Origin of the sequence: Streptomyces sp. NPDC127190, assembly GCF_042672505.1 — a bacterium.
Taxonomy (GTDB): domain Bacteria; phylum Actinomycetota; class Actinomycetes; order Streptomycetales; family Streptomycetaceae; genus Streptomyces.
The window spans coordinates 153,974-177,904 of record NZ_JBHXVE010000003.1 but is presented as its reverse complement, the minus strand read 5'-3'; the positions used below and the strand labels follow the sequence as shown (position 1 = coordinate 177,904).

Below are 23,931 nucleotides of genomic sequence, written 5' to 3'. Positions count from 1 at the left end.
TGACAGGAGCGCCCGTGACGCCGCCCAGCAGACCGCACCGCCGCCGTACCGCGGTGCTCGCCACCCTGCCCCTCGCCCTCGCCGCGCTCGTCGGCACCGCCGTACCCGCATCGGCCGGCACGATCGGCGCGGCAGGCGCCGGCGACCCGTACTTCCCGCTGAGCGGCAACGGCGGCTACCACGTCCGGCACTACGGTCTGACGCTCCGTTACGACACCGCCGGCCGGCGGCTGGACGGCACCGCCGTCCTCAGCGCCCGCGCCACCCAGCCGCTCACCCGGTTCGACCTGGACCTCGCGGGCCTGACGGTCACCGGTGTCACCGTCGGCCGTACCGCCGCCCGCTACACCCGCAGCGGCCAGGAACTCGTCGTCACCCCGGCCCACCCGCTCCGCGCGGGCCAGGAGTTCGAGGTCACCGTCGCCTACCACGGCACCCCGAAGCCGGTCACCGACCCCGACGGCTCCGCGGACGGCTGGATCGCCACCGACGACGGCGCGTTCGTCGCGGGCGAGCCGCAGGGCGCGATGACCTGGTTCCCGGCGAACAGCCATCCCCGGGACAAGTCGTCGTACGACTTCACCCTCACCGTGCCCAAGGGCCGTACCGCCGTCGCCAACGGCGTCCTGAGGGGGACGCACACCGACCACGGCTGGACCACCTTCCGCTGGCGCGAGAGCCGGCCCATGGCCGCCTACCTCGCCACCGCCACCGTCGGAAAGTTCCAGGTCGAGCGGTACACCACCCGCGACGGCATCCAGGTGTACAACGCCGTGGACCCCCGGGAGGCGCGCGCCGCCGCTCCCGTGCTGAAGAAGCTGCCCTCCGTGCTGGCCTGGGAGAGCAAGCTCTTCGGGCCGTACCCGTACCGCGCCGCCGGCTCGATCGTCGACCACGCCCCGAACGTGGGCTACGCCCTGGAGACCCAGACCCGGCCGCTCTACGACTCCGCGCCCGACATCAGCACCCTCGTGCACGAGAGCGCCCACCAGTGGTTCGGCGACTCCGTCTCGCTGACCGCCTGGAAGGACATCTGGCTCAACGAGGGCTTCGCCACCTACGCCGAGTGGCTCTACGCCGAGCAGCACGGCGGCGACAGCGCCCAGAAGACCTTCGACGCCCTGTACGCCCGCCCCGCGAGCAACGCGCTGTGGGCCTACCCGCCCGGCGACCCCGGCAGCGGCGCGCACATCTTCGGCACCCCCGTCTACGCCCGGGGCGCCATGGCCCTGCACGAGCTGCGCAAGGCCGTCGGCGACCGGGACTTCTTCCGCATCCTGCGTGCCTGGGCCGCCGCACACCGGGACGGACACGGCACCACCGCGCAGTTCGTCCGGCTCGCCGAGAAGACGTCGGGGAAGCCGGTGGCAGGACTGCTGCACACCTGGCTGTACGACAAGGGGAAGCCGGCCGGCGCCTGAGTCCCCCCGGTGTCGCACCCCGGCCCGGCGGCTCCGGTTCCCGGACCGCCCCCGGGGTACTCCGACCGACCGGGGGACGCAAGCGGTGGGGGCGGTGCCGAGGAAGAGGTCATGCCATGAGTCCAGCGGATGACCTGCCGGTCGTGTCCACGCTCGCCGACATGGCCGGCCTGGTGCAGCGGCAGCGCGGCCTGTACGTGCGCTGGTCCACCGGGCCCGGCCCCGACCTCGACCGGGTCTCCAGCCTGGACGCGCTCACCGGCGTCCCCCTCCCCGGACTGTCCGCGAACCCGCTCGACGTCGAGGACTGGTGGGCGGGCCGCTCGGTGGAGCTGTGGGTGGCCCGCCGCCTGTACGACTACGCACACCTGCCGCACGAGAAGGGCCCCGGCGTCCGGCCCTGGGTGCTCAGGGGCCGGGAGACCGGCCGGGGCCCCGACAACGAGCCGCTGGTGGCCGATGTCGAGCCGGTGTGCTGGATCGCCGACCGGGTGATCCACGCGGCCCGCGCCGAGGTCGCCCGGCAGGAGCGGCACTGGGGGACCCTGCGCCGCAGCGGCCGCTGAGCCGGCCGGGGTGCCGCGCCCGGTGCGGGCGGAGCGTGCCGGGGATCAGCCCGAGCGCGGCCGGGACGAGGCCCGGCGGCGCAGCGCGCGCCGCTCCAGCTCGGTCTTCCCGCCCCAGACGCCGATGCCCTGACCGGTGTCCAGAGCCCAGTCCAGGCACTGCTCCCGGACCGGGCATCGCACGCACACCTCCTTGGCCCGCTGGATCTGTACCTGCGCGGGCCCGGTGGTGCCGACGGGGAAGAAGAGGTCGGGGTCCTCGTGACGGCACGCGGCATGGTCGCGCCAGTTGTCCATCGAAGTCTCCTGCTCGGAATCGAAGTCGTCCGTGCCTGTCGATTGAGTGCTGCCGATTCGGGTGACCGGTCGGGGCGGGGTGAAACGACGCGACCGGAGGGGAATCGGAGGACGACCGTCTGCGGGTCACGGCGCACGCGGTCCCGTGGTGGGCCGTACGCGCTCAACTGGGCAGGGCGGAAGGGCCTTTGGGGCACCGCGGCGACCCCGCCCGGGCGGGCACCCGGCGGCGAGCCGGGGTGCCGGCCGCTCCGCCGTCGCGGACCACCGTACTCCGCTTCCGGCCGGCCGGCGCCGCCCCGGAAGCGCAGAGGTCAACGGCGCAGCGCCCGCGCCGCGGTGGCGGTCACCGCTTCGGCCAGGGCGGCCAGCGCGGGGGAGTCGAGCTTCCACTGCTGCCAGTAGAGCGCGCAGTCCACCCACTCGCCGGCCGCGACGAGCGCCAACCGCCCCTCGGCCAGCAGCGGTCGGGCCTGGTCCTCGGGGACCAGGCCCCAGCCGAGCCCCGCGGCCACCGCGTCGACAAACCCCTCCGAGGTGGGCACATAGTGCCGGAACGGACCGGCGGGCGCATGGCCCAGCCGCCGGAGGAACACGTCCTGGAAGTCGTCCTTGCGGTCGAAGAAGACGACGGGCGCCCGGGGCAGCACCTCGGGCAGCGGCCCGTCCGACAGGTGCGCGGCGACGAACTCCGGTGCCGCCACCGGCAGATAGCGCATCCGGCCGAGCGGACGGACCGTGCAGCCCGGCACCGGATCGGCCGCGGAGGTCACCGCCGCCATCACCACGCCCTCGCGCAGCAGGGCCGCGGTGTGGTCCTCGTCCTCCCGGTGCAGCTCGAAGCAGAGCCCCGGTACCCGGGACAGCGCCGGCAGGAACCAGGTCGCCAGCGAGTCCGCGTTCACCGCCACCGACACCCGGGTCGGCTCCCCGGCGCCGCTCAGCCCCAGCTCGCCCCAGGCGTCCCGCTCCAGCCGGGCGAGCTGCCGGGCGAACCGCACCAGCACCGCGCCGGACTCGGTGGGCCGCACCGGCTTGGTGCGCTGGAGCAGCACCCGGCCGGTCCGCTGCTCCAGCGCCTTGATCCGCTGGCTCACCGCCGACGGCGTCACATGCAGGACCGCGGCAGCCGCGTCGAAGGTGCCCTCGTCCACCACGGCGAGCAGCGTTCGCACCTGCTCCACGGGAAGGTCGGTCATCACATCGGCTAAGGGTACGTAAGAATCTTTAGCTGTACTTGAGACAGTCGGCCTGCCTAGCGTCGACGGCATGAACCACACCCTGGCCGCCGCGGCCGCCGGATTCGGCACCGGCCTGTCCCTGATCGTCGCCATCGGCGCCCAGAACGCCTTCGTCCTGCGCCAGGGGGTGCGCCGCAACGCCGTCCTCGCCGTGGTCGGCATCTGCGCCCTGTCCGACGCGGTGCTCATCGCGCTCGGCGTCGGCGGGGTCGGCGCCGTCGTCGTGACCTGGCCGGGCGCGCTGCGCGCGGTCGGCATCGTCGGCGGCGCCTTCCTGCTCTGCTACGGCGCCCTCGCCGCGCGCCGGGTGCTGCGGCCCGGCACGGCCGGCCTCAGCACCGAGGGCGAGGCCGCCGGCTCCCGCCGCCGCGCGGTGCTCACCTGCCTGGCCATGACCTGGCTCAACCCGCACGTCTACCTGGACACCGTCTTCCTGCTCGGCTCGCTCGCCGCCGACCGGGGCCCGCTGCGCTGGACCTTCGGCCTGGGCGCCGCGCTCGCCAGCCTGTGCTGGTTCGCCGCGCTCGGCTTCGGTGCCCGGCTGCTCGGCCGCTTCCTGGCCCGCCCCGGCGCCTGGCGGGTGCTGGACGGGCTGGTCGCCGTCACCATGCTGGGGCTCGGCGCGGCGCTGATCGCCGGGGCCTGAGCGAAATAGCGGTGGCGTCCACAGCGGTTGCTGAGATAGTTAGGCTCTCGAAGTGAAAAAGATGGAGGGAGCAACCTTCATCGGCGGACCGGCAACAGGACACCCGTGGACACCAGCGAGAGCAGCACCAGCGAAACCGACTCCCTCACCCCGGCGGCCCCGCCCGCACCCCGGCGCGGCTGGCGCCGCTGGGCCATGGACACCCGGCCCCTGCGCATCCCCGCCTACCGGCGGCTGTGGTCCTCGACCATCGTCACGGCCGTCGGCAGCCAGCTCACCGCCGTCGCCGTGCCCAAGCAGATCTACGACATCACCCGCTCCTCGGCCTGGGTCGGCTACGCGAGCCTGGCCGGGCTGATACCCATGGTGGCGTTCGCGCTGTGGGGCGGCGCGGTGGCCGACACCGTGGACCGCCGCAAGCTGCTGCTGGTCACCAACAGCGGGATCGCGGTGACCTCCCTGCTGTTCTTCGCCCAGGCCGTCACCGGGCTGGACTCCGTGGTCGTCCTCATGGTCCTGCTCGCGCTGCAACAGGCCTTCTTCGGGCTCAACGCGCCCGCCCGCAACGCCTCCATCGCCCGCCTGGTCCCGGCGGAGGAGCTGCCCGCCGCGAACGCGCTGGGCTCCACGGTGATGCAGACCGGGCTGGTGGCCGGCCCGCTGCTCGCCGGTGTGCTCATCCCGGTCATCGGCCTGCCCGAGCTGTATCTCATCGACGCCCTCGCGCTGTGCGTGACCGTGTGGGCCGTGTTCCGGCTCCCCGCGCTGCCCCCGCTCGGCGACGGCCCCGCCCGCCGGGCCGGGGTGCGCGAGATAGCGGCCGGGTTCCGGTACATCTCCCGGCACAAGGTGCTGCTGCTGTCCTTCCTCGCCGACATCGTCGCCATGGTGCTCGGCATGCCCCGCGCCCTGTTCCCGCAGCTGGCCGCGGAGACGTACCACTCCTACGGCGAGGGTCTCGCGCTCGGTGTGCTGTTCGCGGGCATCCCGGTCGGCGCGGTGCTCGGCGGCCTGTTCTCGGGGGTGTTCTCCCGCGCCCGCCGGCACGGCGCGATGGTGATCGGCGCCGTCGTCGGCTGGGGCGTGGCCGTCGCCGGGTTCGGGCTGAGCGGCAACCTCTGGCTCGCCCTGGTCTTCCTCGCGGCGGCCGGGGTGGCCGACATGGTCTCGATGGTGTTCCGCGGCGCGATCCTGCTGTCGGCCGCGACGGACGAGATGCGGGGCCGGATGCAGGGCGTGTTCACCGTGGTGGTGGCGGGCGGCCCGCGCCTGGCCGACGTGCTGCACGGCACGGCCGGCTCCGCGGTCGGTCCGCGCGCCGCCGTCGCGGGCGGCGGCGCGCTCGTCGTCGTGGTGATGCTGATGCTGGCCGCCGCGATGCCGGCCCTGCGCCGCTACCGGATCTGACGGCCGCGCCCTACAGCGGAGGGCTGCGGCGCAGTGCGTACTGGTCCAGCAGCTTGCCTCGGGTCGCCTCCAGCCGGCTGGCGAGGACCTCCGCCACCGTCCGCACCAGGGACAGCCCGAGCAGCGGATCCTCCACGCACAGCCCGAGCACCGAGGGCCCGTCGAACTCGTAGGCCCTCACATTGCTGAAGGCGACCGCACCGAAGTCCCACTCGTACGGCGGGAACAGCCAGGACCAGCCCAGCAGGTCGCCCGCGCCGAGCGTGGCCACGGTGACCCGCTGACGGGCGGTGACCTGCTGGTCCAGGTGGACCGCGCCGGAGCGGATCACCCAGAAGCGGTCGGCGGTGCCGCCCGCCTCGAAGATGCGGGTGTCCTCCGGGAAGGACACTTCCTTGGCCAGCTCCATCAGGCGCTCGCGCTGCGTCTGGGGCAGGGCGGTGAGCAGTTTGATCGCTTTGGTCATGGGGCGGGGCTCCTCGCCGGCGGCGGTTCGGGTGCTTTCCCTCAGCCCATTTCAGCCGCTGCGGCCGCCCGGGGCACCTCGAAACGCGGGCTTTGCGCCGGTCGGCGGCGATCTCGGGCAGCAAAAAGCCCTGGCCGGACGGGGGAGGCCGGCCAGGGCCGTATGCGGTGATGCGGGGAGCACAGAAGGACGGTTCCGGTCCGCTCCGCACCACGTATGTATGAACGATAAACCACTTGGAGTGCGATCCGGTACTCGAGAACGGGTCAAGTGACCTGTTTCACTCCCGCGCCCTCCGCCGGTCCCTCAGCCGCCGCGTCGGCGCTCCTCGCGGCCCTGCCCGGGTTGACGATCTCGTCCAGCACCCGCCGCACCGCCTCGTACGCCCGCGCCCGCACCGCCGCCTCCCGCGCGCCGTCCGGATCGCTCGCCGACAGACTTCCGGCCCGCCCGTGCCAGGCCCGCTCCTCCTCGGCCGCGCAGGCCCGGGCGCGCTGGATGCGCCGCAACAACTCGTCCGCGTCCACCACATCGGTCATGTGGCTCGGGTACCCGGCCGCGGCGCGGTGATGGCATTCGTACCGAGGGTGTTTGGCTGCGCCCTGACAGGTCAGCCGAAAGGTGAGGGCTTACGTCTCAGGAGGGATCGGATGTCCATCAAGCACCGGACCATTTCCTCGACGAGCCGACGGGAACCGCGCCGGCTGCCGTGCCGGCCGGCCGACGCCCGCAGAACGGTCCAGCGCGTGGTGGCCGAGCGGTGCCGGGACCGGGCCCTGCCGTGCGCCCCGGAGACCATGGAGGACATCCTGCTGGTCACCTCGGAACTCACCACCAACGCCATCCTCCACGGCGGCGGCATCACCGGCTTCGACGTCGCCGTCGACTCCGGCGGCGTACGGGTGTCGGTGAGCGACCGCAGCGAAGAGGTGCCGGTGGCGCTCGCCGCCACGGACGAGCGCGGACTGGCCCGGCCGGGCGGCCGGGGCTGGCCCATCGTCTGCCGGCTCTCCCGGGATGTCCGGGTGGCCGAACTGCCCTGCGGCGGCAAGCGCGTCACGGCCGTGGTCCCGCTGCGCTGACGCCGTCCGGCGCGACTCACCCGTCCACCCGGTCGGTCTGCCCGTCGTGCCCTGGCCTTTCGCCGGCCGGGGCGGGCGTCTGCCTGTTGAGGCCGGGGCTCTGGTGTCCCGCCGAGGGCGTGTGGCTGGTGGGGGTGCCGGTCTTGCGCGCGTGTGGCCGGGGAGGGCTTGCCTGTCGTGGGCGGGGCTTGCGTGTGTTCGGCCGGGGACTCTGCCGCTGGGCCGGTCGGGAACTTGCCCGTGTCCGGTCTGGGGGCTGCCTGTCGGGGCGGGGCTTCTGGCCGGGGAGCGCTTTGCCCGTTGGCGCCGAGGGCTTTCGCCTGCTGGGCTGTGAGTGTCTGCCTGGCGAGGCCGCGGGTGTTGTGCGTGTCTGCCCGCGGCCTTTGCGTGCGGGGGCCGAGGACTTTTGTCCGTTCGGCTGGGAGCGTCTGGCTGCCAAGGCCGAAGGTGTTCACGTGTCTGGCCGGGGGCGTGTGCCCGCTGGGGTCGGGAAGTTCCGTGTGTCCGGCGAGGTGCGTTTGCTCGGTGGGGCCGTTGGCCTGGGAGCGTCTGGCAGGCGAGGCCGAGGGTGTTCGTGTGTCTCGTCGGCGGCGTGTGGCTGCTGGGGGCGGGGATTTCCGTGTGTCCGGTGGGGGGCGTTTGCCCGGCGGGGAGGAGAACTTTCGACCCTTCGGCCAGGGACGTTCCACCGTCGGGGACGAGGGCGTTTGCTCGTCGGGTCGGGGGGCAGACGGAGTCTCGTGCTTCGGACCGGAGGCGCGCGTCCAGCGGGAACCGTACGGTTGCCCGGGTCCCTCCCGGCGGACCGGCGGCCCACCCGCCGCGAACCCTGACACCACCGTTCGGGCCCGGAACCGGAAATCCTCTTCCGGTCGTGCCCTGAAACCACGTTCAGGAGCGAATCCGCATGCTGACCGACCTCTCGACAAGCCGTCCCGGCACGCCCGACACCGACACCGGCACCGCCGCCGCGCCCACCCGGCGCCCCCACGACGACGCCCCGGACACCGCGGCGCTCTTCGCCCGGCTGGCGGAACTGGACGACGGCCCGGAGCGGGACGCCGTACGCGACGAGCTCACCACCGCCTGGCTGCCCATGGCCCACCGGATCGCCAGCCGCTTCCGCGACCGCGGCGAGTCCGTCGAGGACCTGCGCCAGGTCGCCGCGCTCGGCCTGGTGAAGGCCATCGACCGCTTCGACCCCTCGCGCGGGGCCTTCGAGAGCTACGCCGTGCCCACCATCACCGGCGAGGTCAAGCGGCACTTCCGGGACCGGATGTGGGCTCTGCGCGTACCCCGCCGGGTGCAGGAGCTGCGCAACCGGGTCCGGGTGGCCCGCCGCGAACTCACCCAGCACCCGGGCAGCCCGGAACCCACCGTCGCCGCCCTCGCCGAGCACACCGGCCTCACCGAGGACGAGGTCACGGCCGGCCTGGAGGCGCTGGAGAGCTTCAGCACCCTGTCCCTGGACGCCGAGCTGAACACCGGCGACGACGGCTACAGCCTCGCCGACACCCTGGGCTCCCCAGACACCTCCTACGACGTCGTGGTCGATCGCGAGGCCGCCAAGGAGGGGCTGCGCCGGCTGCCCGAGCGGGAGCGCGCCATCCTCTACATGCGCTTCTTCGAGGACATGACCCAGAGCCGGATCGCCGACCAACTCGGCATCTCCCAGATGCACGTCTCGCGGCTGATCAGCCGCAGCTGCGCCCGCGTCCGCGACGAGGCGCTCGGCTCGCGCCCCGGCGGCACCGGCACCTGCTGAGCCGGCGTCGCGGCCTCAGGCCCGCGCGCCCATGCCCAGCGGCCGGGCCAGACCGGAGACCGCCTCGTCCAGGCGCTGGAGATGCCTGAGGACCCGGTCGGTCACCCGGCCGTAGCGGGGCGTGTGCAGGGTGCCGGGCTCCAGCATCGAGGCGATGCTGGGCCCGGACTCCAGCTCCTCGGCGGACCGCGGATCGGCGACGTGCGCGGCGATCGCCTCGATGTTGTGCACGATCCGCGCGCAGGCGCCGCGCAGCCGGGGGTCCGCCGCGATCGAGGGGTGGGTCGGCAGCAGCTCCGCCGTCGCCGCCAGCGACCGCCCGTGATACGCGCAGGTCTCCAGCAGCGCCACCACGTACCGGGCGGTGTCCCGGCGGGAGCGCAGCGGGGTGATCGGGTGGGTCAGCGGCTGGGTGGCCGCGCGCAGGTCGGCCAGCGCCTGGTCCAGCTCCCGCGCCTGCTCCACCAGGTCGGCGCCCGCTCCGCCGCTCAACTGGTCGACGGCGCCCCGGGTGAGCCCGGCGAGCCGGTCCAGGACGGTGCCGAGGAGTTCGTTCGTACGGCGGTCGGTGCGCACCGGCAGCACCAGCGCCGCCGCGATCACCCCGCAGGCCGCGCCCAGCGCCGTCTCCTCCACCCGCAGCACCAGCACCGCCATGCTGTAGGTGTTCAGCAGCGTGTACAGCAGTCCCAGCATCGCCGTGACGAAGAACGACATCAGCGTGTACGACAGGGGAGCGCTGTAGAACATCGCGAAGATGAACACCAGCACCAGCCCGAACGCCGTCCAGGTGTGCTGCCCGACCAGACCGGCGAGCCCGATGCCGGCCACCACGCCCAGTACCGTGCCGAGCAGCCGTCGGTAGCCCTTCACCAGGATCTCGCCGGTGGAGGCGGTGTTGAGGAACACGATCCAGCAGGTCAGCACCGCCCAGTACCAGCGCTGACTGGACAGCAGTTCACCACCGACGATGGCCAGCGAGGAACCGACGGCGACCTGGACGGCGGCCCGGGTGGTGGGCCGGCGCAGCCCGGTCGCCTCCGCCTCCTCCGGCTCGCTCTCCTCGCGGGCCTCGATCGCGGCGTCCTCCGCGTCCAGCTCCTCGCGCGAGCGGGTGGTCGCCGGGCTGTCGTCCGACTCGTCCTGCGGGCCGTCCAGTGCCATCCGCAGACCGAGCGCCGCCCGGGCCGCCTCGCCGAGGCCGCGGAACACGTCCTGCACCGCCGGGGCGGCCGGCGGCAGGTTCTCCTCGTCTCGATAGCCGAGCAGCCGGTTGCGCACCTGGGCCAGCGCCGTCCCCGACGCCTCGCCGCGCGGACGCACCATCAGCTCCCGCAGCGCCCCCAGGTCCCGGCGCAGCGCGGCCGACGCCTCGTCCCGCACCGGCAGCTCGCCCCCGGAGGGCAGCGGGGCGCCCGGCAGATGCAGGGTGAGGGTGTCGGTGCGCTGGGCGCTGCGCGCGGTGAGCAGCAGCAGCCCGAGCCGCTCGGCGGCGATCTCGGCGTCCGCGATCCGGCGCTGGAGCAGCCGGGCCGCCCCCTCGTCCAAGGTGCCGTCCTCCAGCCGGCCCTGGATCAGCAGCGCCGTCTCGTGCAGCCGTGCCGTGCCGGTGCGCAGGTCGTCCAGGACCTTCTCGGCGTCGGCCGGGCCGGCGTCCAGCAGCTCCGCCTGGGTGGCGATGAGCTGCGCCAGCCGCGCGCGGAAGGCGCGCCGCAGCCGGTCCAGGGTGCCCGCAGGGGTCTGCGGCAGCAGCGCGAACCGGGCGGTGGCACTGCACGCGAACGCCACGCAGAGCACTCCGTACAGCTGCGGCAGCACGGCGGGCGTGGCGTGCACGAACAGGGACAGGAAGTAGATCTGGAAGCCGATCAGCCCGAGCGCGGTGCCGCGGTCGCCGAACCGGCGGCCGTAGACGGCACTGAAGATGAGCAGGACGAAGAACAGGTCGCCGACGACGACCCGCTGGTTCAGCAGCGCACCCAGCGACACCGAGGCCAGCGCCACCGGCAGGCCGAGCGCGAGGGTCACGGCCTGCTGCGCGCGCTGCTTCTCCCGGATGGCGAAGGTCGCTACCATCGCCGCCATCGCCCCGGCCACCAGCAGCGGCACCGGGACCCGCAGCACGGCGAGGACGGCGAGGGTGAGCGCGATCGCGGTGACCGTGCGCAGTCCGGCGGTGAGCCGCAGCAGCCCGGGATCGGACGCCGCCAGCCGGTCCCACACCCGCACCCGCCCCGACCGCCTCGCCACCCTCACGCCGCCGCGCTCTCCCGTGTCCGTGCATGCCGTGCCAGAAACCGATCAACCCCAGCATCGCACGAGCCGCCGCACCACCGGCCCTCGGCCAGGGGTGCGGCAACCGGCCCGGTCACGTCCCCGGCTCAGGTCACGGGCTCGCGGTGGCACCGCCCTCCACCCGGGCCCGCACCTCCTCCGGCGTCAGATACGCGTCGGTGAACTCGAAGTCCTTCAGCCGGGCGGGCTTGCGCGCCTGGAAGCCGGTGCGGACGAAATCGTCGCCCGCGACCGCGTTCAGCAGCCAGTTGGTCATCACCCGGGTCTTGGCCACGTTCGTGCGCAGCGCCGACCAGTGGTAGCCGCGGGCCACCGCCTGCGCGGGCACCCCGCGCAGCTCCACCCCGAGCGGCTTGGACACCGCGTCCTTGCCGCCGAGGTCCACGACCAGACCCAGGTCCTTGTGCACGTACGGCTGGCGCGGCTGCCCCCGCAGCGTCGCGATGACGTTGTCCGCGACCGTCCGGCCCTGCCGCATCGCGTGCTGCGCCGTGGGCGGGCAGACCGCCCCGTCCTCGCCCTTGGCCAGATCCGGCACCGCCGCCGAGTCGCCGAGCGCGAACACCCCGTCGTGGCCGGGCAGGCACATCTCGGCGGTGACCGCCAGCCGGCCGCGGACCGTCTCCGCGCCGAGCGTGGCGATCAGCGGACTCGCGACCACACCCGCCGTCCAGATCAGCGTGTGCGTCGGCACCACCCGGCCGTCGGTGAAGGTGACCTCCTCCGGCCCGGCCTTCTCGATCGACACCCCCAGCGACACCTCGATGCCACGCCGCCCCAGGATCTCCCGCGCACTGCGGCCGAGCTTGTCGCCCAGCTCCGGCATGAGCTTGGGCGCGATGTCGATCAGATGCCACTTGATCAGGCCCGGGTCCAGCCGCGGGTACCGGGTCACGGCCGCGTGCGTCAGCCGCTGGAGACAGGCCGCGGTCTCGGTGCCGGCATAGCCGCCGCCGACCACCACGAACTGGAGCCGGGCCGCCCGCTCGGCGGGATCGTCGCTGGCGTCCGCGAGATCGAGCTGGGAGATGACGTGGTCGCGGATGTAGGCCGCCTCGGCCAGGGTCTTCATGCCGAAGGCGTGCTCGGTCAGCCCCGGGATGTCGAAGGTCCGGGTCACACTGCCCGGTGCCAGCACGATGTAGTCGTAACGTTCGTTGACCAGCTTGTCGGTGATGGTGCGTACGACGCACACCTTGGCCTTCAGGTCCACCCCGATCGCCCCGCCCGGGATGATCCGGGTGCGGTACTTCTTGCTGCGCCGCAGCGACAGGGCGATGGACTGCGGGGTGAGGACGCCGGAGGCCACCTGCGGCAGCAGAGGCAGATAGAGCTGGTAGGCGAACGGCGTCACCAAGGTGACGTCGGCCTCGTCGGGGCCGAGTTTCCGCTCCAGGCGGCGGACACACTCGACTCCGGCGAAGCCTGCGCCCACCACCAGGATCCTGGGTCGTGTCACGGTGTTCATCCCTTTCTGCGCGGCACCTTCGATCCCACAGCCGGCCGAGCCGTTCCGCCAGCTGGGTACGGCTACCCGTGCGGCTACCCCGCTGCCCCGCGGTCACCAGGGCAGGAACACATGGATGTCCTTGCCGGTGTCATGGACGACGACGCTCACCTGGGTGCACAGCGTGTGCACCAGATGCCAGCCGATGCCGCCGCCGCCCGTGTGCGGCCGGAAGGGCCGCGGCTCCGGCTTCACCGTGCTGCTGTCGCGCATCGTCACGTGCACACCGTCGAAGGTCCGGCGCATCCGCAGCCCGAACGGGCCGGGCGCGTACTGGATCACGTTGGCGGCAAGCTCGGTCACCACCAGCAGGATGTCGTCCCAGTACTCGTGCGCGCCCGGCGGCGTGTCCCGGGCGAGGGCACCGAGGAACTCCTCGGCGGCCCAGTGCCGCACGATCGCGTCCCGGCGCAGTTTCAGAGACGGCGTCAGCAGGCCGTTGTCCGCGGCGAACGGTTCCTGGAGCACACGGTAGACCCTGATGGACTCCGCGCGGGACACCGTGGTGTTGGCGGCCGCCACCGCCCGCGCGATCTCCTCGCGCAGCGCGTTCTCCTCGCGGGCCTCCCGGCCCGGGGCGTCGCGCGGCAGCGCCAGCGCCGCCCGCCAGTGCGCGAGGAACTCCGGGTCCAGGGTGATCAGCGCCCCCACACAGGGCCGGTTGTCGCCGATCACCACCGCCTGGTGGACGAGCGGATGCTGCCGCAGCCGCTGCTCCAGCGGGGCCGGCGCCACGCTGGTGCCGCCGCTGGTGACGATGATGTCCTTCTTCCGGCCGGTGATCGTCAGATAGCCCTCCGCGTCCAGATGCCCGATGTCCCCGGTGGCCAGCCAGCCGCCGCGCAGCGCCGCCCGGGTCGCCGCCTCGTCGCCGGCGTACCCCTGGAACACCGACGGGCCGTTCACCAGGATCTCCCCGTCGTCGGCCACCCGGACCTCGGTACCGGGCAGCGGCCGGCCCACCGTCCCGGACTTCTCCCGGCCGAGCGGCTGCATGGTGATCCCGCCGGAGGTCTCGGTGAGCCCGTAGCCGTCGTGCACGTACACCCCGATGCCCGCGAAGAACAGCGACAGTTCACGGCTGAGCGGGGAACCGCCGGACGTGCCGCGCAGCACCCGGCCGCCGAGCGCCGCCCGCAGTCTGCGGTACACCGTGCGCTCGTACAGGGCGTGCTGGACCCTGAGTTCGAGGCCGGGACCCGTCCCGGTGCCGAGCCGCCGCCGCTCCTCGGCCGCCGCGAAGTCCCGCGCGGTCTGCGCGGCCCGCTCGAACAGGGCGCCCCGGCCGGACTGCTGGGCGGCGCGCAGGACCTTCTTGTACAGCTTCTCGAACAGCGACGGCACGCCGTACAGATAGGTGGGCCGGAAGGTGGCCAGCGCCGACCCCAGCGCCTCCTCGGTCAGCTCCGGCTCGTGCGCCATCAGGACCCCGCCGCGCACACAGGTCAGCATGATCATGATGCCGTAGACGTGCGAGAACGGCAGGAAGGCCAGGACCGAGGGCTGCTCGCCCGGCGGTGCCGCGGTGTGCAGCCAGCCGGTCAGCAGGGTGTCACAGGGATAGGCCAGGCCGCGGTGGCTGAGCGCGCAGCCCAGCGGGTGGCCCGAGGTGCCGGAGGTGTAGACGACGGCCGCCGTGGCGTCCGGCAGCACGAGCCGGCGCAGGGACTCCAACGTCGCGTCGGGCACGGCCGCGCCCCGCTCCACCAGCTCGGCCACCGCGCCCGCGTCCAGCTGCCACACATGCCGCAGCCGGGGCAGCCGGGCGCACACGGTGCCGACGGTCATCACGCCCTGCTCGTCCTCGACGACCACCGCCTCGCAGTCGGCGTCCCGCAGGATCCACTCGGCCTGGTCCCGGGAGGACGCCGGATGGATCGGTACGACCTCGGCGCCCACCGCCCACAGGGCCAGGGCGAACAGCGTCCACTCGTAGCGGGTGCGCGCCATCAGGGCCACCCGCCGTCCCGGGGCGACACCGGCCGCGATCAGCCCCTTGGCCAGGTCGGCCACCGCGTCCCGCAGCTCCACCGCCGTCACCTCCTCCCACCGGCTCGCGGTCCGGTCCGCGCGGTGCGCGAGCACGGGCAGGGTGGGCCGGCGGTCGGCCCTCTCGAAGACACTGTCGGCGAGACCGCCGGTCAGCACGGAGGGGCCGGCCGGAGCGAGGGCGACGTCCCGCATGCGCTGCTCCCGGAGTACGGAGGGTCACTCCGCCGATCGGCTCTGTCGTCGGCGGTGCTCGAATGTAGCCCAGCGGACCGCCTCCGGGGTCTGGAATGCGGAAGTCGTGATCGGCTGATGATGTCGGCGTGTCCTGGGGACTCGGCAGACATGAGCCATGTGAACCCCAATCCCGAACCCGAGCGCACCACGGGCCTGGAGCCCGGAGGCGGCGTCCCGCCCGGCGAGACCCCGCCCGCCGAGAGCAGCATGCCCCAGGCCGGGCCGCGGGAGCCGGACGCCACGAGCAGAGGCTGGGCCAAGGCGCCGCTGACGGTGATCCTCGTCCTCGTCGTCCTGATCGCGGCCTTCTTCCTGGTGTACGCCCTGGTGCTGATGCTCTGACCGGCCCGGCCCTCAGTCGAGGGTGCGCCGCACGCACGCGGTGACCACACCGCGCAGGCTGTCCGTGTGCTCCATCAGCCGGCGCTGCTCCTGCGCGCCGTTGCCACGCCGCAGCAGCTCCGCCACACCCTCCTCGGCGCGCTCCGTGTCACCGCTCTCGCGCAGCGCGTCCTTGGTGTAGTCGAGCAGCGAGCGCAGCACGTCCGCGGCGGGCCGGGGCCGCATGGCCACCGGATCGAGCAGCTCCCGCTGAAGCCCCCAGCGGGCCGCCTGCCAGGCGGCCAGCCGCAGCAGGCTCACACTGTGCCCGCACGGCGGCCGGCCGGCCCGCCAGTCCCGGGCGGCCGTCTCCACCAGGCCGCGGGTCAGCGTGGCGATCAGTACGGCGGTCTCCGCGCGCAGGCACACATCGGCCACCCGGATCTCCACCGTCGGATAGTGGGCGCACAGCCGCGCGTCGAAGTACGCCATCGCCTCGTCCAGGATGACGCCGGTGGCCACCATGTCCGCCACCCGCCCGTGGTACCGCTCCGGCGACCCGAACGGCTCGGTCGGCCCGGCCGACGGCCAGCGCTCCCACACCCGGGTTCGGTAGCTGGCGTACCCCGTGTCCCGGCCCTGCCAGAACGGCGAGTTGGCGCTCATCGCGGACAGCACCGGCAACCACGGCCGGATCCGGTCCAGGACAGCCACACCCTCCTCGTCCGACTCGATGCACACATGCACATGGCAGCCGCAGACCAGCTGGTCCCGGGTGCCGATCCCGTAATGCTCGGCCAGCCACTGATACCGCTCGTTCACGGTGAGGCTGGGGCTGACCGGCAGCGGGGAGGAGGCCAGCGCGGCGACCGAGCAGCCGAACTGCCCGGCGTGCCGGGCCGCCTCCTTCCGGCAGCGCACGATCTCGGCACCCAGTGCCGCCATGTCCGACTGCGGGTGCGTGGCGAACTCCAGCATCTGCCGGAACAGCTCCTTGTCGAAGACCTCCTGTCCGGGATCGTCCTGCGCGGCCTGCGCGAGCACGGCCGCCGCCAGCGCCTTCGGGTCACCGCTGTCCGGATCGACCAGAAGGAGTTCCTCCTCCACACCGACCGTGCGCACCGAGTGCCGCCCTTCCTTCCTGTCGGGCCACGGGACGTGCTGTCCCGCTCATGCCGCCAGGGACAGTCGTGGGTCCGTACGACCCCCGAATGCCCCTGGTACGGCCGTCGACACCTGACGGTGCTCAGCGCAGCGGGGTCAGGAACACCGTGGCGAGCGGCGGCAGCGTCACCCGCAGCGACCCGTCCTCGGGCTTGAGCGCCCCCGGCGCGCCGACGACGACGCCGCTGCCGCCGTACTGGAGACCGTCGGTGTTCAGCTCCTCCTGCCAGGCGGGGATCTCCTCGGGCACCCACAGCCGGTAGTCCTCCCGGACGACCGGCGAGAAGTGGGAGACCGCGAGCAGCGGGGTGCCCGTGCTGTCGTAGCGCAGGAACGCGAAGACGTTGTCGTCCGCCGCGTCGCACAGCACCCACCGGAAGCCGCCCGGGTCGGTGTCCCGCTGCCACAGCGCCGGGGTCGCCCGGTACAGCGCGTTCAGGTCCCGGACCAGCTGCTGCACGCCCCGGTGATCGCCCGCCGAGTGGTAGTCGTCACCGAGCAGCCACCACTCCGGGCCGTGCGCCTCCGACCACTCGGCGCCCTGCGCGAACTCCTGCCCCATGAACAGCAGCTGCTTGCCCGGGTGGGCCCACATGAAGCCGAGGTAGGCGCGGTGGTTCGCGCGCCGCTGCCACCAGTCGCCGGGCATCTTCGACACCAGCGCCTGCTTGCCGTGCACCACCTCGTCGTGGGAGATCGGCAGCACGTAGTTCTCGCTGTAGGCGTACACCATCGAGAAGGTCATCTCGTGGTGGTGGTACTTGCGGTGCACCGGCTCCTTCTGCACGTACTCCAGCGAGTCGTGCATCCAGCCCATGTTCCACTTCAGCCCGAACCCGAGCCCCCCGCCGTCCGTCGGCCGGGTCACCCCGTCCCACGCGGTGGACTCCTCGGCGATGGTCACCACGCCGGGGCAGCGCCGGTACACCGTGGCGTTCATCTCCTGGAGGAAGGCGACCGCGTCCAGGTCCTCCCGCCCGCCGAACACGTTCGGCTCCCACTGCCCGGAGTCCCGCGAGTAGTCGAGATAGAGCATCGAGGCGACCGCGTCCACCCGCAACCCGTCGACATGGAACTCCTCGCACCAGTAGACGGCGTTGGCGACCAGGAAGTTGCGCACCTCGGTCCGCCCGTAGTCGAACTCGTAGGTGCCCCAGTCCGGATGCTCCGCCCGACGCCAGTCCCCGGGTTCGTACAGCGGGTCCCCGTCGAACCGGGCCAGCGCCCAGTCGTCCTTCGGGAAGTGCGCCGGCACCCAGTCCATGATCACGCCGATTCCGGCCCGGTGGCAGGCGTCCACGAAGTACCGGAAGTCGTCCGGCGAGCCGAGCCGGGGAGTGGGCGCGTAGTAGGAGGTGACCTGGTAGCCCCAGGAGCCGCTGAACGGATGCCCGGCCACCGGCATCAGCTCCACATGGGTGAAGCCCATCTCCTTGACGTACGCCGGGAGTTCCTCCGCCAGCGAGCGATAGGTCGAGCCCGGCCGCCACGAGGGCAGATGCACCTCGTACACGGAGAACGGCGCCTCGTGGACCGGGGTGTCGCCGCGGTGCGCCATCCACTGGGCGTCGCCCCACTCGTACCGCGAGACCGTGACGACCGACGCCGTGTCCGGCGGCACCTCCGTCGCCCGTGCCATCGGGTCGGCCTTCAGGAACCGGTGGCCGTACCGGGAGGTGATCTCGAACTTGTACCGGGCGCCCTCGCCGATCCCGGGCAGGAACAGCTCCCACACCCCGGACGCGCCGAGCGACCGCATCGGGTACTGGGTGCCGTCCCAGTAGGTGAACTCCCCGGCCACCCGCACGCCCTGGGCGTTCGGCGCCCACACGGTGAAGCGGGTGCCGGCCACGCCCTGGTGGGTCATCGGCTCGGCGCCGAGCGCCCGCCACAGCTGCTCGTGCCGGCCCTCCCGGATCAGATGCAGGTCCAGCTCGCCCAGGGCGGGCAGGAAGCGGTACGGGTCGTCTGTCTCCACCTCGGTGTCGTCGTACGCCACCAGCAGGGTGTACGACGGGATCTCCGCCCAGGGAAGGACGGCGGCGAAGAGGCCGTCGCCCTCCGAGGCGAGCGGGGTGCGCACGCCGTCGGCGACGACGCTCACCTCGCGGGCGTTCGGGCGCAGGGCCCGCACACACATGCCGCCGGGCACCGGATGCGCGCCCAGCAGGGCGTGCGGGTCGTGGTGGGCGCCGGCCAGCAGCCGGCCCCGGTCGTCCGGGTCGAGCGGCGGGGCCGCGGCCGGTGCGGGGCCGGCCGCCTCGGGACGTGCGGTGTCGCGCAGTGCCATGACCTCAGCCTCCCCACACGGCGAGCCGCTTGATCGCCGCCATCGGTACCGGCAGCCAGTCCGGCCGGTGTCTCGCCTCGTACAGCACCTCGTAGACCGCCCTGTCCGTCTCGTGCGCGCGCAGCAGCGCGTGCTTCTTGCGTGGATCCCAGCCGGCACGGGCCGCGTAGCCCGCGCAGAACGCCTCCCGGCAGCGGCGCGCCCACTCGGGTCGCCAGGGGCGGCGCTGCCGGGCCGCGTAGTCGAAGGAGCGCAGCATCCCGGCCACGTCCCGCACCGGGGACTGCGGGGCCCGCCGCTCGGCGAGCGGCCGGGACGGCTCGCCCTCGAAGTCGATGACGAACCAGTCGCGTCCGGCCCGCAGTACCTGTCCGAGGTGCAGATCGCCGTGCACGCGCTGCGCCGGGGGACCGGCGTCGCACGTGGCGAGCGCCCCGAACGCCGCCCGCAGCCCCGGCACGAACGGCCGTAGCCCCGGCACGGCGTGCGCGGCCGCCTCCAGCCGGGCGCACATCTCCTGCGCCGTACGGCCCGTCTCGCCCGGCCCGGCCGGCGGGAACGCACCGGCCAGCGCCAGATGCACCTCGGCCATCGCCCGGCCCAGCTCCCGGGCCTCGGCGGTGAAGTCGTCGCCGGCGGCGAGCGCGCGCAGCGCCAGCGTCCAGCCGTCGGTGGCGTCCGGCAGGAAGGGCTGGAGCACCCCGAGCGTCGCCGGCCGCGGCGCGCTGGTGGTGAACCAGGCCACCGGCGCCGGGACCCGGGTGCAGCCCTGTGCGGCGAGTGCCGCCGAGACCTCCAGGTCCGGGTTGACGCCCGGCTGGATCCGGCGGAACAGCTTCAGGATGAAGGCGTCGCCGTACACGATCGACGTGTTGGACTGCTCGGCGTCCAGCAGCCGCGGGGGAAGACCTCCGGGCAGCAGGACGGCCGGGTCGGCCTCGAAGCGCAGCGGACCCGCCGTGCCCGGCCGGCGCAGCCGCTCCAGCAGCAGGTTCGCCGAGCGCGGGTCGTGCAGCGCGTCGTAGACCGCGAAGCCGGCCAGCGGACCCTCCTCGGCGCGTCCGATGAACGCCCGCTCCAGGCGCGGCGCGAGATGCTGCCGCAGCCCCAGCAGCAGCTGGTAGCAGTCACCGGGCGGGGGAGTGCCGCCGGGGGTGGGCACCGGCGCGTGCGAGGCGTGCACCAGCAGATGCAGACACCCGGGGAACAGCTCGGTCACGGAGAGCACCGAAAGATCGGTGACGGGCCGGTCCTTGCCCGCGAACCAGCGTTGCCGGGGCAGCCAGTCGCGCAACAGCCCGCCGAGCGAGGCCAGCGGCCCGTCGGCGCCGGCCGCGGTTCTCGGCCGGAGCGTGATGGTCTTCGGCATGGTGACGCGTCCTTTCCTCGGCGCCGCGGTCAGCGGCGGCGGCCGATGCGGGATGCGACTCGGGTGAGCCGGAACCAGTAGAAACCGTGGCCTTGCAGGGTCAGCAGATACGGCAGTTCACCGATGGCGGGGAAGCGCACCCCGCCGATCAGCTCGACCGGGTGGCGTCCGTCGTAGGTCCGCAGGTCGAGCTCGGTGGGCTGGGCGAAGCGGGAGAAGTTGTTGACGCACAGCACCAGGTCGTCGCCGTACTCGCGCAGGAAGGCGAGCACCGCCGGGTTGGAGGACGGCAGTTCCGTGAAGGAGCCGAGTCCGAAGGCGGGGTTCTGCTTGCGGATCTCGATCATGCGGCGGGTCCAGTGCAGCAGGCTGGACGGGGAGGACATGGCGGCCTCGACGTTGGTGACCTGGTAGCCGTAGACCGGGTCCATGATCGTGGGCAGGAAGAGGCGTCCCGGGTCGCACGTCGAGAAGCCCGCGTTGCGGTCGGGGGTCCACTGCATCGGGGTGCGTACGGCGTCGCGGTCGCCGAGCCAGATGTTGTCGCCCATCCCGATCTCGTCGCCGTAGTAGAGGATCGGCGAGCCGGGCAGGGACAGCAGGAGCGCGGTGAACAGCTCGATCTGGTTGCGGTCGTTGTCGAGCAGGGGCGCGAGGCGGCGGCGGATGCCGATGTTGGCGCGCATCCGCGGGTCCTTGGCGTACTCGGCCCACATGTAGTCGCGTTCCTCGTCGGTGACCATCTCCAGGGTCAGCTCGTCGTGGTTGCGCAGGAAGATGCCCCACTGGCAGCCGGAGGGGATGGCCGGGGTCTTGGCGAGGATCTCGGAGACGGGGTAGCGGGACTCCCGCCGTACGGCCATGAAGATGCGCGGCATGACCGGGAAGTGGAAGGCCATGTGACACTCGTCGCCGCCGGAGCCGTAGTCCCCGAAGTAGTCGACCACGTCCTCCGGCCACTGGTTGGCCTCCGCCAGCAGCACGGTGTCCGGATAGAGCGCGTCGATCTCCTTGCGCACCCGCCGCAGGAAGGCGTGCGTCGCCGGCAGGTTCTCGCAGTTGGTCCCCTCCTCGGCGTAGAGATAGGGCACCGCGTCGAGGCGGTAGCCGTCGATGCCGAGATCCAGCCAGAAGCGCAGCGCGGCCAGGATCTCCTCCTGCACCGCCGGGTTCTCGTAGTTGAGGTCGGGCTGGTGCGAGAAGAACCGGTGGAAGTAGTACTGGCCGCGTACCGGGTCGAAGGTCCAGTTGGAGGCCTCGGTGTCGACGAAGATGATCCGGGCGTCCGGGTACTGCTTGTCGTCGTCGGCCCACATGTAGTAGTCCCCGTAGGGGCCCTCGGGGTTGCGGCGGGACTCCTGGAACCACGGGTGCTGGTCACTGGTGTGGTTCATGACGAAGTCGATGATCACCCGCATGCCGCGCTGGTGGGCCGCGTCCACGAACTCCACGAAGTCGGCGAGGTCACCGAACTCCGGCAGTACGGCGGTGTAGTCGGCGACGTCGTAACCGCCGTCCCGCAGGGGCGACTTGAAGAAGGGGGGCAGCCACAGACAGTCGACCCCGAGCCACTGGAGATAGTCCAGCTTGGCCGTCAGGCCCTTCAGGTCACCGATGCCGTCGCCGTCGCTGTCCTGGAAGGAACGGACCAGGACCTCGTAGAAGACGGCGCGTTTGAACCACTCCGGGTCCCGGTCCTTGGCCGGGGTGTCCTCGAAGGTGTCCAGTACGGGTTCGTTGACGGTCATGACGCTGCGGGCCCTCCGATCGGGTGCGTCGCTCGCCCGACGTGGAGCAGGTGCGCCGGCGTCCGGCCGGGCGTGAGACACACGTAGTTGGTCCTGCCCCAGTGGTACGTCTCGCCCGTCAGTTCGTCGTGCACGGACAGGGCGGCGTGCCAGTCCAGGCCGAGTTGCGGCATGTCCAACGAGACCGTGGCCTCCTGGGTGTGATGCGGGTCGAGGTTGACGACCACGATGACCGTGTCCGTCCCCGTGCTCTTGCTGTAGGCGAGCACGGCGTCGTTGTCGGTCTGATGGAAGCGGAGATTCCGCAGGCGCTGTAGCGCGGGGTGCTTCCGCCGGACGGTGTTGAGCCGGGTGATGAGGGGCGCGATGGTCCGTCCCTCGCGCTCGGCGGCCGTCCAGTCGCGCGGTCGCAGCTGGTACTTCTCGGAGTCGAGGTACTCCTCGCTGCCGGGGCGCAGCGGGGTGTTCTCGCACAGTTCGTAGCCGCTGTAGATGCCCCAGGTGGGGGAGAGGGTCGCGGCGAGGACGGCGCGGACCTCGAAGGCGGGCCGGCCGCCCTGCTGGAGGAAGGCGTGCAGGATGTCCGGGGTGTTGGCGAAGAAGTTGGGCCGCATGTAGGCGGCCGCCTCGCCGGACAGCTCGGTGAGGTACTCGGTGAGTTCCTGCTTGCTGTTGCGCCAGGTGAAGTAGGTGTACGACTGCTGGAAGCCGATCTGCGCCAGGGTGTGCATCATCGCGGGCCGGGTGAAGGCCTCGGCCAGGAAGATCACGTCCGGGTCCTTGCGGTTGATCTCGCCGATCACCCGCTCCCAGAACACCACGGGCTTGGTGTGCGGGTTGTCCACCCGGAAGATCCGCACCCCGTGCCCCATCCAGTGCCGCAGCACCCGGACGGTCTCGGCGACCAGGCCGTCCATGTCGGCGTCGAAGGCGATCGGGTAGATGTCCTGGTACTTCTTCGGCGGGTTCTCGGCGTAGGCGATGGTGCCGTCCGGCCGGTGGTGGAACCACTCCGGGTACTTGTGCACCCAGGGGTGGTCGGGGGAGCACTGGAGGGCGAAGTCGAGCGCGATCTCCAGACCCAGGCGCTGCGCCTCGCGCACGAAGAAGTCGAAGTCCTCCAGGGTGCCCAGCTGCGGGTGCACGGCGTCGTGCCCGCCCTCGGGCGACCCGATCGCCCAGGGCACCCCCACGTCCTGCGGGCCGGCGGTCAGGGTGTTGTTGGGGCCCTTGCGGAAGGTCGTGCCGATCGGGTGGATCGGCGGGAGGTAGACGACGTCGAAGCCCATGTCGGCGATCGGCTTCAGCCGCCGGGCCGCCGTACGGAACGTGCCGTGCGGCTGCTCGGCGGTGCCCTCCGAGCGCGGGAAGAACTCGTACCAGGAGCCGAACAGGGCCCGTTCGCGCTCCACCAGCAGCGGCATCGCAGCGGAAGCGGTGACCAGGTCGCGCAGCGGATACCGGGTCAGCAGCGCCTGAACGTTCGGCGCCAGCGCGGCCTTGAGGCGCTCGTGCACCGACAGGGAGTCGTCGCCGAGGGCGCGCGCGGCGGCCTGGACCAACTGCCGCTCCGGTCCCTTGGGCACCCCGCCGGCCGCGCGCTCGTACAGCTCGGCACCCTCCTCCAGCACCAGCCCGATATCGATCCCGGCCGGGATCTTCACGGAGGCGGTGTGCCGCCAGGTCGCCAGGGGGTGACTCCAGGCCTCCACCCGGAAGGTCCAGCGGCCGGTCACCTCCGGGGTGACCTCCGCGCCCCACAGATCGGTGCCGGGGGCCAGCTCTCGCATCGGGGTCCAGGGGCCGCGCCGGCCCTTCGGATCACGCAGGACCACATTGGCACCCACGGCGTCATGGCCTTCCCGGAACACGGTGGCCGTGACCTGGAAGGTCTCCCCGACCACCGCTTTCGCCGGGCGCCTGCCGCACTCCACGGCCGGCCGGACATCACGTACCGGTACGCGGCCGATGGCCGGGGTCCTGCGCATGTATCTCACCTCCGCCGTGGGGGGGGGGGGGGGGGGGGGGGGCCGCGGCGCGCCCCCCCCCCCCGCGGGCCGCCGGCGCCCGCGCGCGCGCGGGGAGCCGCGTGGTGCGCGCGCGTGACCGAGTGGCGGGCG

General features: G+C 72.8%; 19 protein-coding genes. 7 read left to right on the top strand and 12 right to left on the bottom strand.

Going from position 1 to position 23,931, the window contains the following annotated elements; genetic code table 11:
* The first annotated feature begins 14 nt into the window (after positions 1-14).
* Together ACFVIU_RS06550 and ACFVIU_RS06545 are read left to right on the top strand one after the other, a co-directional pair.
* Positions 15-1,421 (top strand): M1 family metallopeptidase, encoded by a 1,407-nt coding sequence (locus tag ACFVIU_RS06550; protein WP_385841029.1) that lies wholly within the window; start codon positions 15-17, stop codon positions 1,419-1,421.
* Positions 1,422-1,537: 116 nt separating this feature from the next.
* On the top strand, positions 1,538-1,987 hold the full coding sequence (locus ACFVIU_RS06545) for a DUF6098 family protein (protein WP_385841028.1): 450 nt from the start codon (positions 1,538-1,540) through the stop codon (positions 1,985-1,987).
* A gap of 45 nt (positions 1,988-2,032) precedes the next feature.
* Here ACFVIU_RS06545 and ACFVIU_RS06540 read toward each other — a convergent pair whose 3' ends face one another.
* On the bottom strand, positions 2,033-2,284 hold the full coding sequence (locus ACFVIU_RS06540; RefSeq protein ID WP_385841026.1) for a WhiB family transcriptional regulator: 252 nt from the start codon (positions 2,282-2,284) through the stop codon (positions 2,033-2,035).
* A gap of 314 nt (positions 2,285-2,598) precedes the next feature.
* Positions 2,599-3,483, bottom strand: coding sequence for a LysR family transcriptional regulator ArgP (locus ACFVIU_RS06535; protein WP_385841025.1), 885 nt, complete (start codon positions 3,481-3,483; stop codon positions 2,599-2,601).
* 70 nt (positions 3,484-3,553) lie between these two features.
* Here ACFVIU_RS06535 and ACFVIU_RS06530 point away from each other — a divergent pair, with 70 nt between their 5' ends.
* Complete coding sequence (locus ACFVIU_RS06530) at positions 3,554-4,171, top strand: LysE/ArgO family amino acid transporter (RefSeq protein WP_385841024.1); 618 nt, start codon at positions 3,554-3,556, stop codon at positions 4,169-4,171.
* A 105-nt stretch (positions 4,172-4,276) separates the two neighbouring features.
* Positions 4,277-5,578: an MFS transporter gene (locus ACFVIU_RS06525; protein ID WP_385841023.1), complete on the top strand. Its 1,302-nt coding sequence runs from the start codon at positions 4,277-4,279 to the stop codon at positions 5,576-5,578.
* Between the two features lie 10 nt (positions 5,579-5,588).
* Here the strand turns inward: ACFVIU_RS06525 and ACFVIU_RS06520 are convergent, their stop codons facing one another.
* On the bottom strand, positions 5,589-6,044 hold the full coding sequence (locus tag ACFVIU_RS06520) for a cyclic nucleotide-binding domain-containing protein (protein WP_385841022.1): 456 nt from the start codon (positions 6,042-6,044) through the stop codon (positions 5,589-5,591).
* A gap of 266 nt (positions 6,045-6,310) precedes the next feature.
* Positions 6,311-6,583, bottom strand: a complete 273-nt coding sequence (locus tag ACFVIU_RS06515) for a hypothetical protein (protein WP_385841021.1) — start codon at positions 6,581-6,583, stop codon at positions 6,311-6,313.
* 111 nt (positions 6,584-6,694) lie between these two features.
* Between ACFVIU_RS06515 and ACFVIU_RS06510 the strand changes: the two genes are divergently transcribed.
* Together ACFVIU_RS06510 and ACFVIU_RS06505 are read left to right on the top strand one after the other, a co-directional pair.
* Positions 6,695-7,126: an ATP-binding protein gene (locus ACFVIU_RS06510; protein ID WP_385841020.1), complete on the top strand. Its 432-nt coding sequence runs from the start codon at positions 6,695-6,697 to the stop codon at positions 7,124-7,126.
* A gap of 907 nt (positions 7,127-8,033) precedes the next feature.
* Positions 8,034-8,891: an RNA polymerase sigma factor SigF gene (locus tag ACFVIU_RS06505; RefSeq protein WP_385841018.1), complete on the top strand. Its 858-nt coding sequence runs from the start codon at positions 8,034-8,036 to the stop codon at positions 8,889-8,891.
* A 15-nt stretch (positions 8,892-8,906) separates the two neighbouring features.
* On the opposite strand, the gene ACFVIU_RS06500 is transcribed toward ACFVIU_RS06505, so the two are convergent.
* The 3 genes from ACFVIU_RS06500 to ACFVIU_RS06490 all read right to left on the bottom strand — a co-directional run bounded on the left by ACFVIU_RS06500 (position 8,907) and on the right by ACFVIU_RS06490 (position 14,877).
* The gene (locus tag ACFVIU_RS06500; RefSeq protein WP_385841017.1) at positions 8,907-11,147 is read right to left on the bottom strand and encodes an FUSC family protein; all 2,241 of its coding nucleotides are present in this window, start codon (positions 11,145-11,147) and stop codon (positions 8,907-8,909) included.
* Between the two features lie 130 nt (positions 11,148-11,277).
* Positions 11,278-12,654 (bottom strand): NAD(P)/FAD-dependent oxidoreductase, encoded by a 1,377-nt coding sequence (locus tag ACFVIU_RS06495; protein ID WP_385841016.1) that lies wholly within the window; start codon positions 12,652-12,654, stop codon positions 11,278-11,280.
* Positions 12,655-12,747: 93 nt separating this feature from the next.
* Positions 12,748-14,877 carry an AMP-binding protein gene (locus ACFVIU_RS06490; RefSeq protein ID WP_385841014.1) on the bottom strand — a complete coding sequence of 710 codons (2,130 nt, stop codon included), beginning with the start codon at positions 14,875-14,877 and terminating at the stop codon, positions 12,748-12,750.
* Between the two features lie 150 nt (positions 14,878-15,027).
* Here ACFVIU_RS06490 and ACFVIU_RS06485 point away from each other — a divergent pair, with 150 nt between their 5' ends.
* Positions 15,028-15,261: a DUF6480 family protein gene (locus tag ACFVIU_RS06485; RefSeq protein WP_385841012.1), complete on the top strand. Its 234-nt coding sequence runs from the start codon at positions 15,028-15,030 to the stop codon at positions 15,259-15,261.
* A 12-nt stretch (positions 15,262-15,273) separates the two neighbouring features.
* Here the strand turns inward: ACFVIU_RS06485 and ACFVIU_RS06480 are convergent, their stop codons facing one another.
* The 5 genes from ACFVIU_RS06480 to ACFVIU_RS06460 form a co-directional block, all read right to left on the bottom strand.
* Positions 15,274-16,362, bottom strand: coding sequence for a glutamate--cysteine ligase (locus ACFVIU_RS06480; protein ID WP_385841011.1), 1,089 nt, complete (start codon positions 16,360-16,362; stop codon positions 15,274-15,276).
* Between the two features lie 124 nt (positions 16,363-16,486).
* Positions 16,487-18,694, bottom strand: coding sequence for a 1,4-alpha-glucan branching enzyme (glgB, locus tag ACFVIU_RS06475; RefSeq protein ID WP_385841010.1), 2,208 nt, complete (start codon positions 18,692-18,694; stop codon positions 16,487-16,489).
* A gap of 4 nt (positions 18,695-18,698) precedes the next feature.
* Positions 18,699-20,063, bottom strand: a complete 1,365-nt coding sequence (locus ACFVIU_RS06470) for a maltokinase (RefSeq protein WP_385841009.1) — start codon at positions 20,061-20,063, stop codon at positions 18,699-18,701.
* 29 nt (positions 20,064-20,092) lie between these two features.
* The gene (gene treS / locus ACFVIU_RS06465; RefSeq protein ID WP_385841008.1) at positions 20,093-21,811 is read right to left on the bottom strand and encodes a maltose alpha-D-glucosyltransferase; all 1,719 of its coding nucleotides are present in this window, start codon (positions 21,809-21,811) and stop codon (positions 20,093-20,095) included.
* Positions 21,808-23,799: an alpha-1,4-glucan--maltose-1-phosphate maltosyltransferase gene (locus ACFVIU_RS06460; protein WP_385841007.1), complete on the bottom strand. Its 1,992-nt coding sequence runs from the start codon at positions 23,797-23,799 to the stop codon at positions 21,808-21,810. The genes treS and ACFVIU_RS06460 overlap by 4 nt, the downstream gene beginning before the upstream one ends.
* Positions 23,800-23,931: the final 132 nt, after the last annotated feature.

Coding starts and splice junctions, on each gene's coding strand:
- ACFVIU_RS06545 (WP_385841028.1), top strand. CDS start 1,538: ATGAGTCCAGCGGATGACCTGCCGGTCGTGTCCACGCTCGCCGACATG.
- ACFVIU_RS06540 (WP_385841026.1), bottom strand. CDS start 2,284: ATGGACAACTGGCGCGACCATGCCGCGTGCCGTCACGAGGACCCCGAC.
- ACFVIU_RS06535 (WP_385841025.1), bottom strand. CDS start 3,483: ATGACCGACCTTCCCGTGGAGCAGGTGCGAACGCTGCTCGCCGTGGTG.
- ACFVIU_RS06530 (WP_385841024.1), top strand. CDS start 3,554: ATGAACCACACCCTGGCCGCCGCGGCCGCCGGATTCGGCACCGGCCTG.
- ACFVIU_RS06520 (WP_385841022.1), bottom strand. CDS start 6,044: ATGACCAAAGCGATCAAACTGCTCACCGCCCTGCCCCAGACGCAGCGC.
- ACFVIU_RS06515 (WP_385841021.1), bottom strand. CDS start 6,583: ATGACCGATGTGGTGGACGCGGACGAGTTGTTGCGGCGCATCCAGCGC.
- ACFVIU_RS06510 (WP_385841020.1), top strand. CDS start 6,695: ATGTCCATCAAGCACCGGACCATTTCCTCGACGAGCCGACGGGAACCG.
- ACFVIU_RS06505 (WP_385841018.1), top strand. CDS start 8,034: ATGCTGACCGACCTCTCGACAAGCCGTCCCGGCACGCCCGACACCGAC.
- ACFVIU_RS06495 (WP_385841016.1), bottom strand. CDS start 12,654: ATGAACACCGTGACACGACCCAGGATCCTGGTGGTGGGCGCAGGCTTC.
- ACFVIU_RS06490 (WP_385841014.1), bottom strand. CDS start 14,877: ATGCGGGACGTCGCCCTCGCTCCGGCCGGCCCCTCCGTGCTGACCGGC.
- ACFVIU_RS06485 (WP_385841012.1), top strand. CDS start 15,028: ATGAGCCATGTGAACCCCAATCCCGAACCCGAGCGCACCACGGGCCTG.
- glgB (WP_385841010.1), bottom strand. CDS start 18,694: ATGGCACTGCGCGACACCGCACGTCCCGAGGCGGCCGGCCCCGCACCG.
- ACFVIU_RS06470 (WP_385841009.1), bottom strand. CDS start 20,063: ATGCCGAAGACCATCACGCTCCGGCCGAGAACCGCGGCCGGCGCCGAC.
- treS (WP_385841008.1), bottom strand. CDS start 21,811: ATGACCGTCAACGAACCCGTACTGGACACCTTCGAGGACACCCCGGCC.
- ACFVIU_RS06460 (WP_385841007.1), bottom strand. CDS start 23,799: ATGCGCAGGACCCCGGCCATCGGCCGCGTACCGGTACGTGATGTCCGG.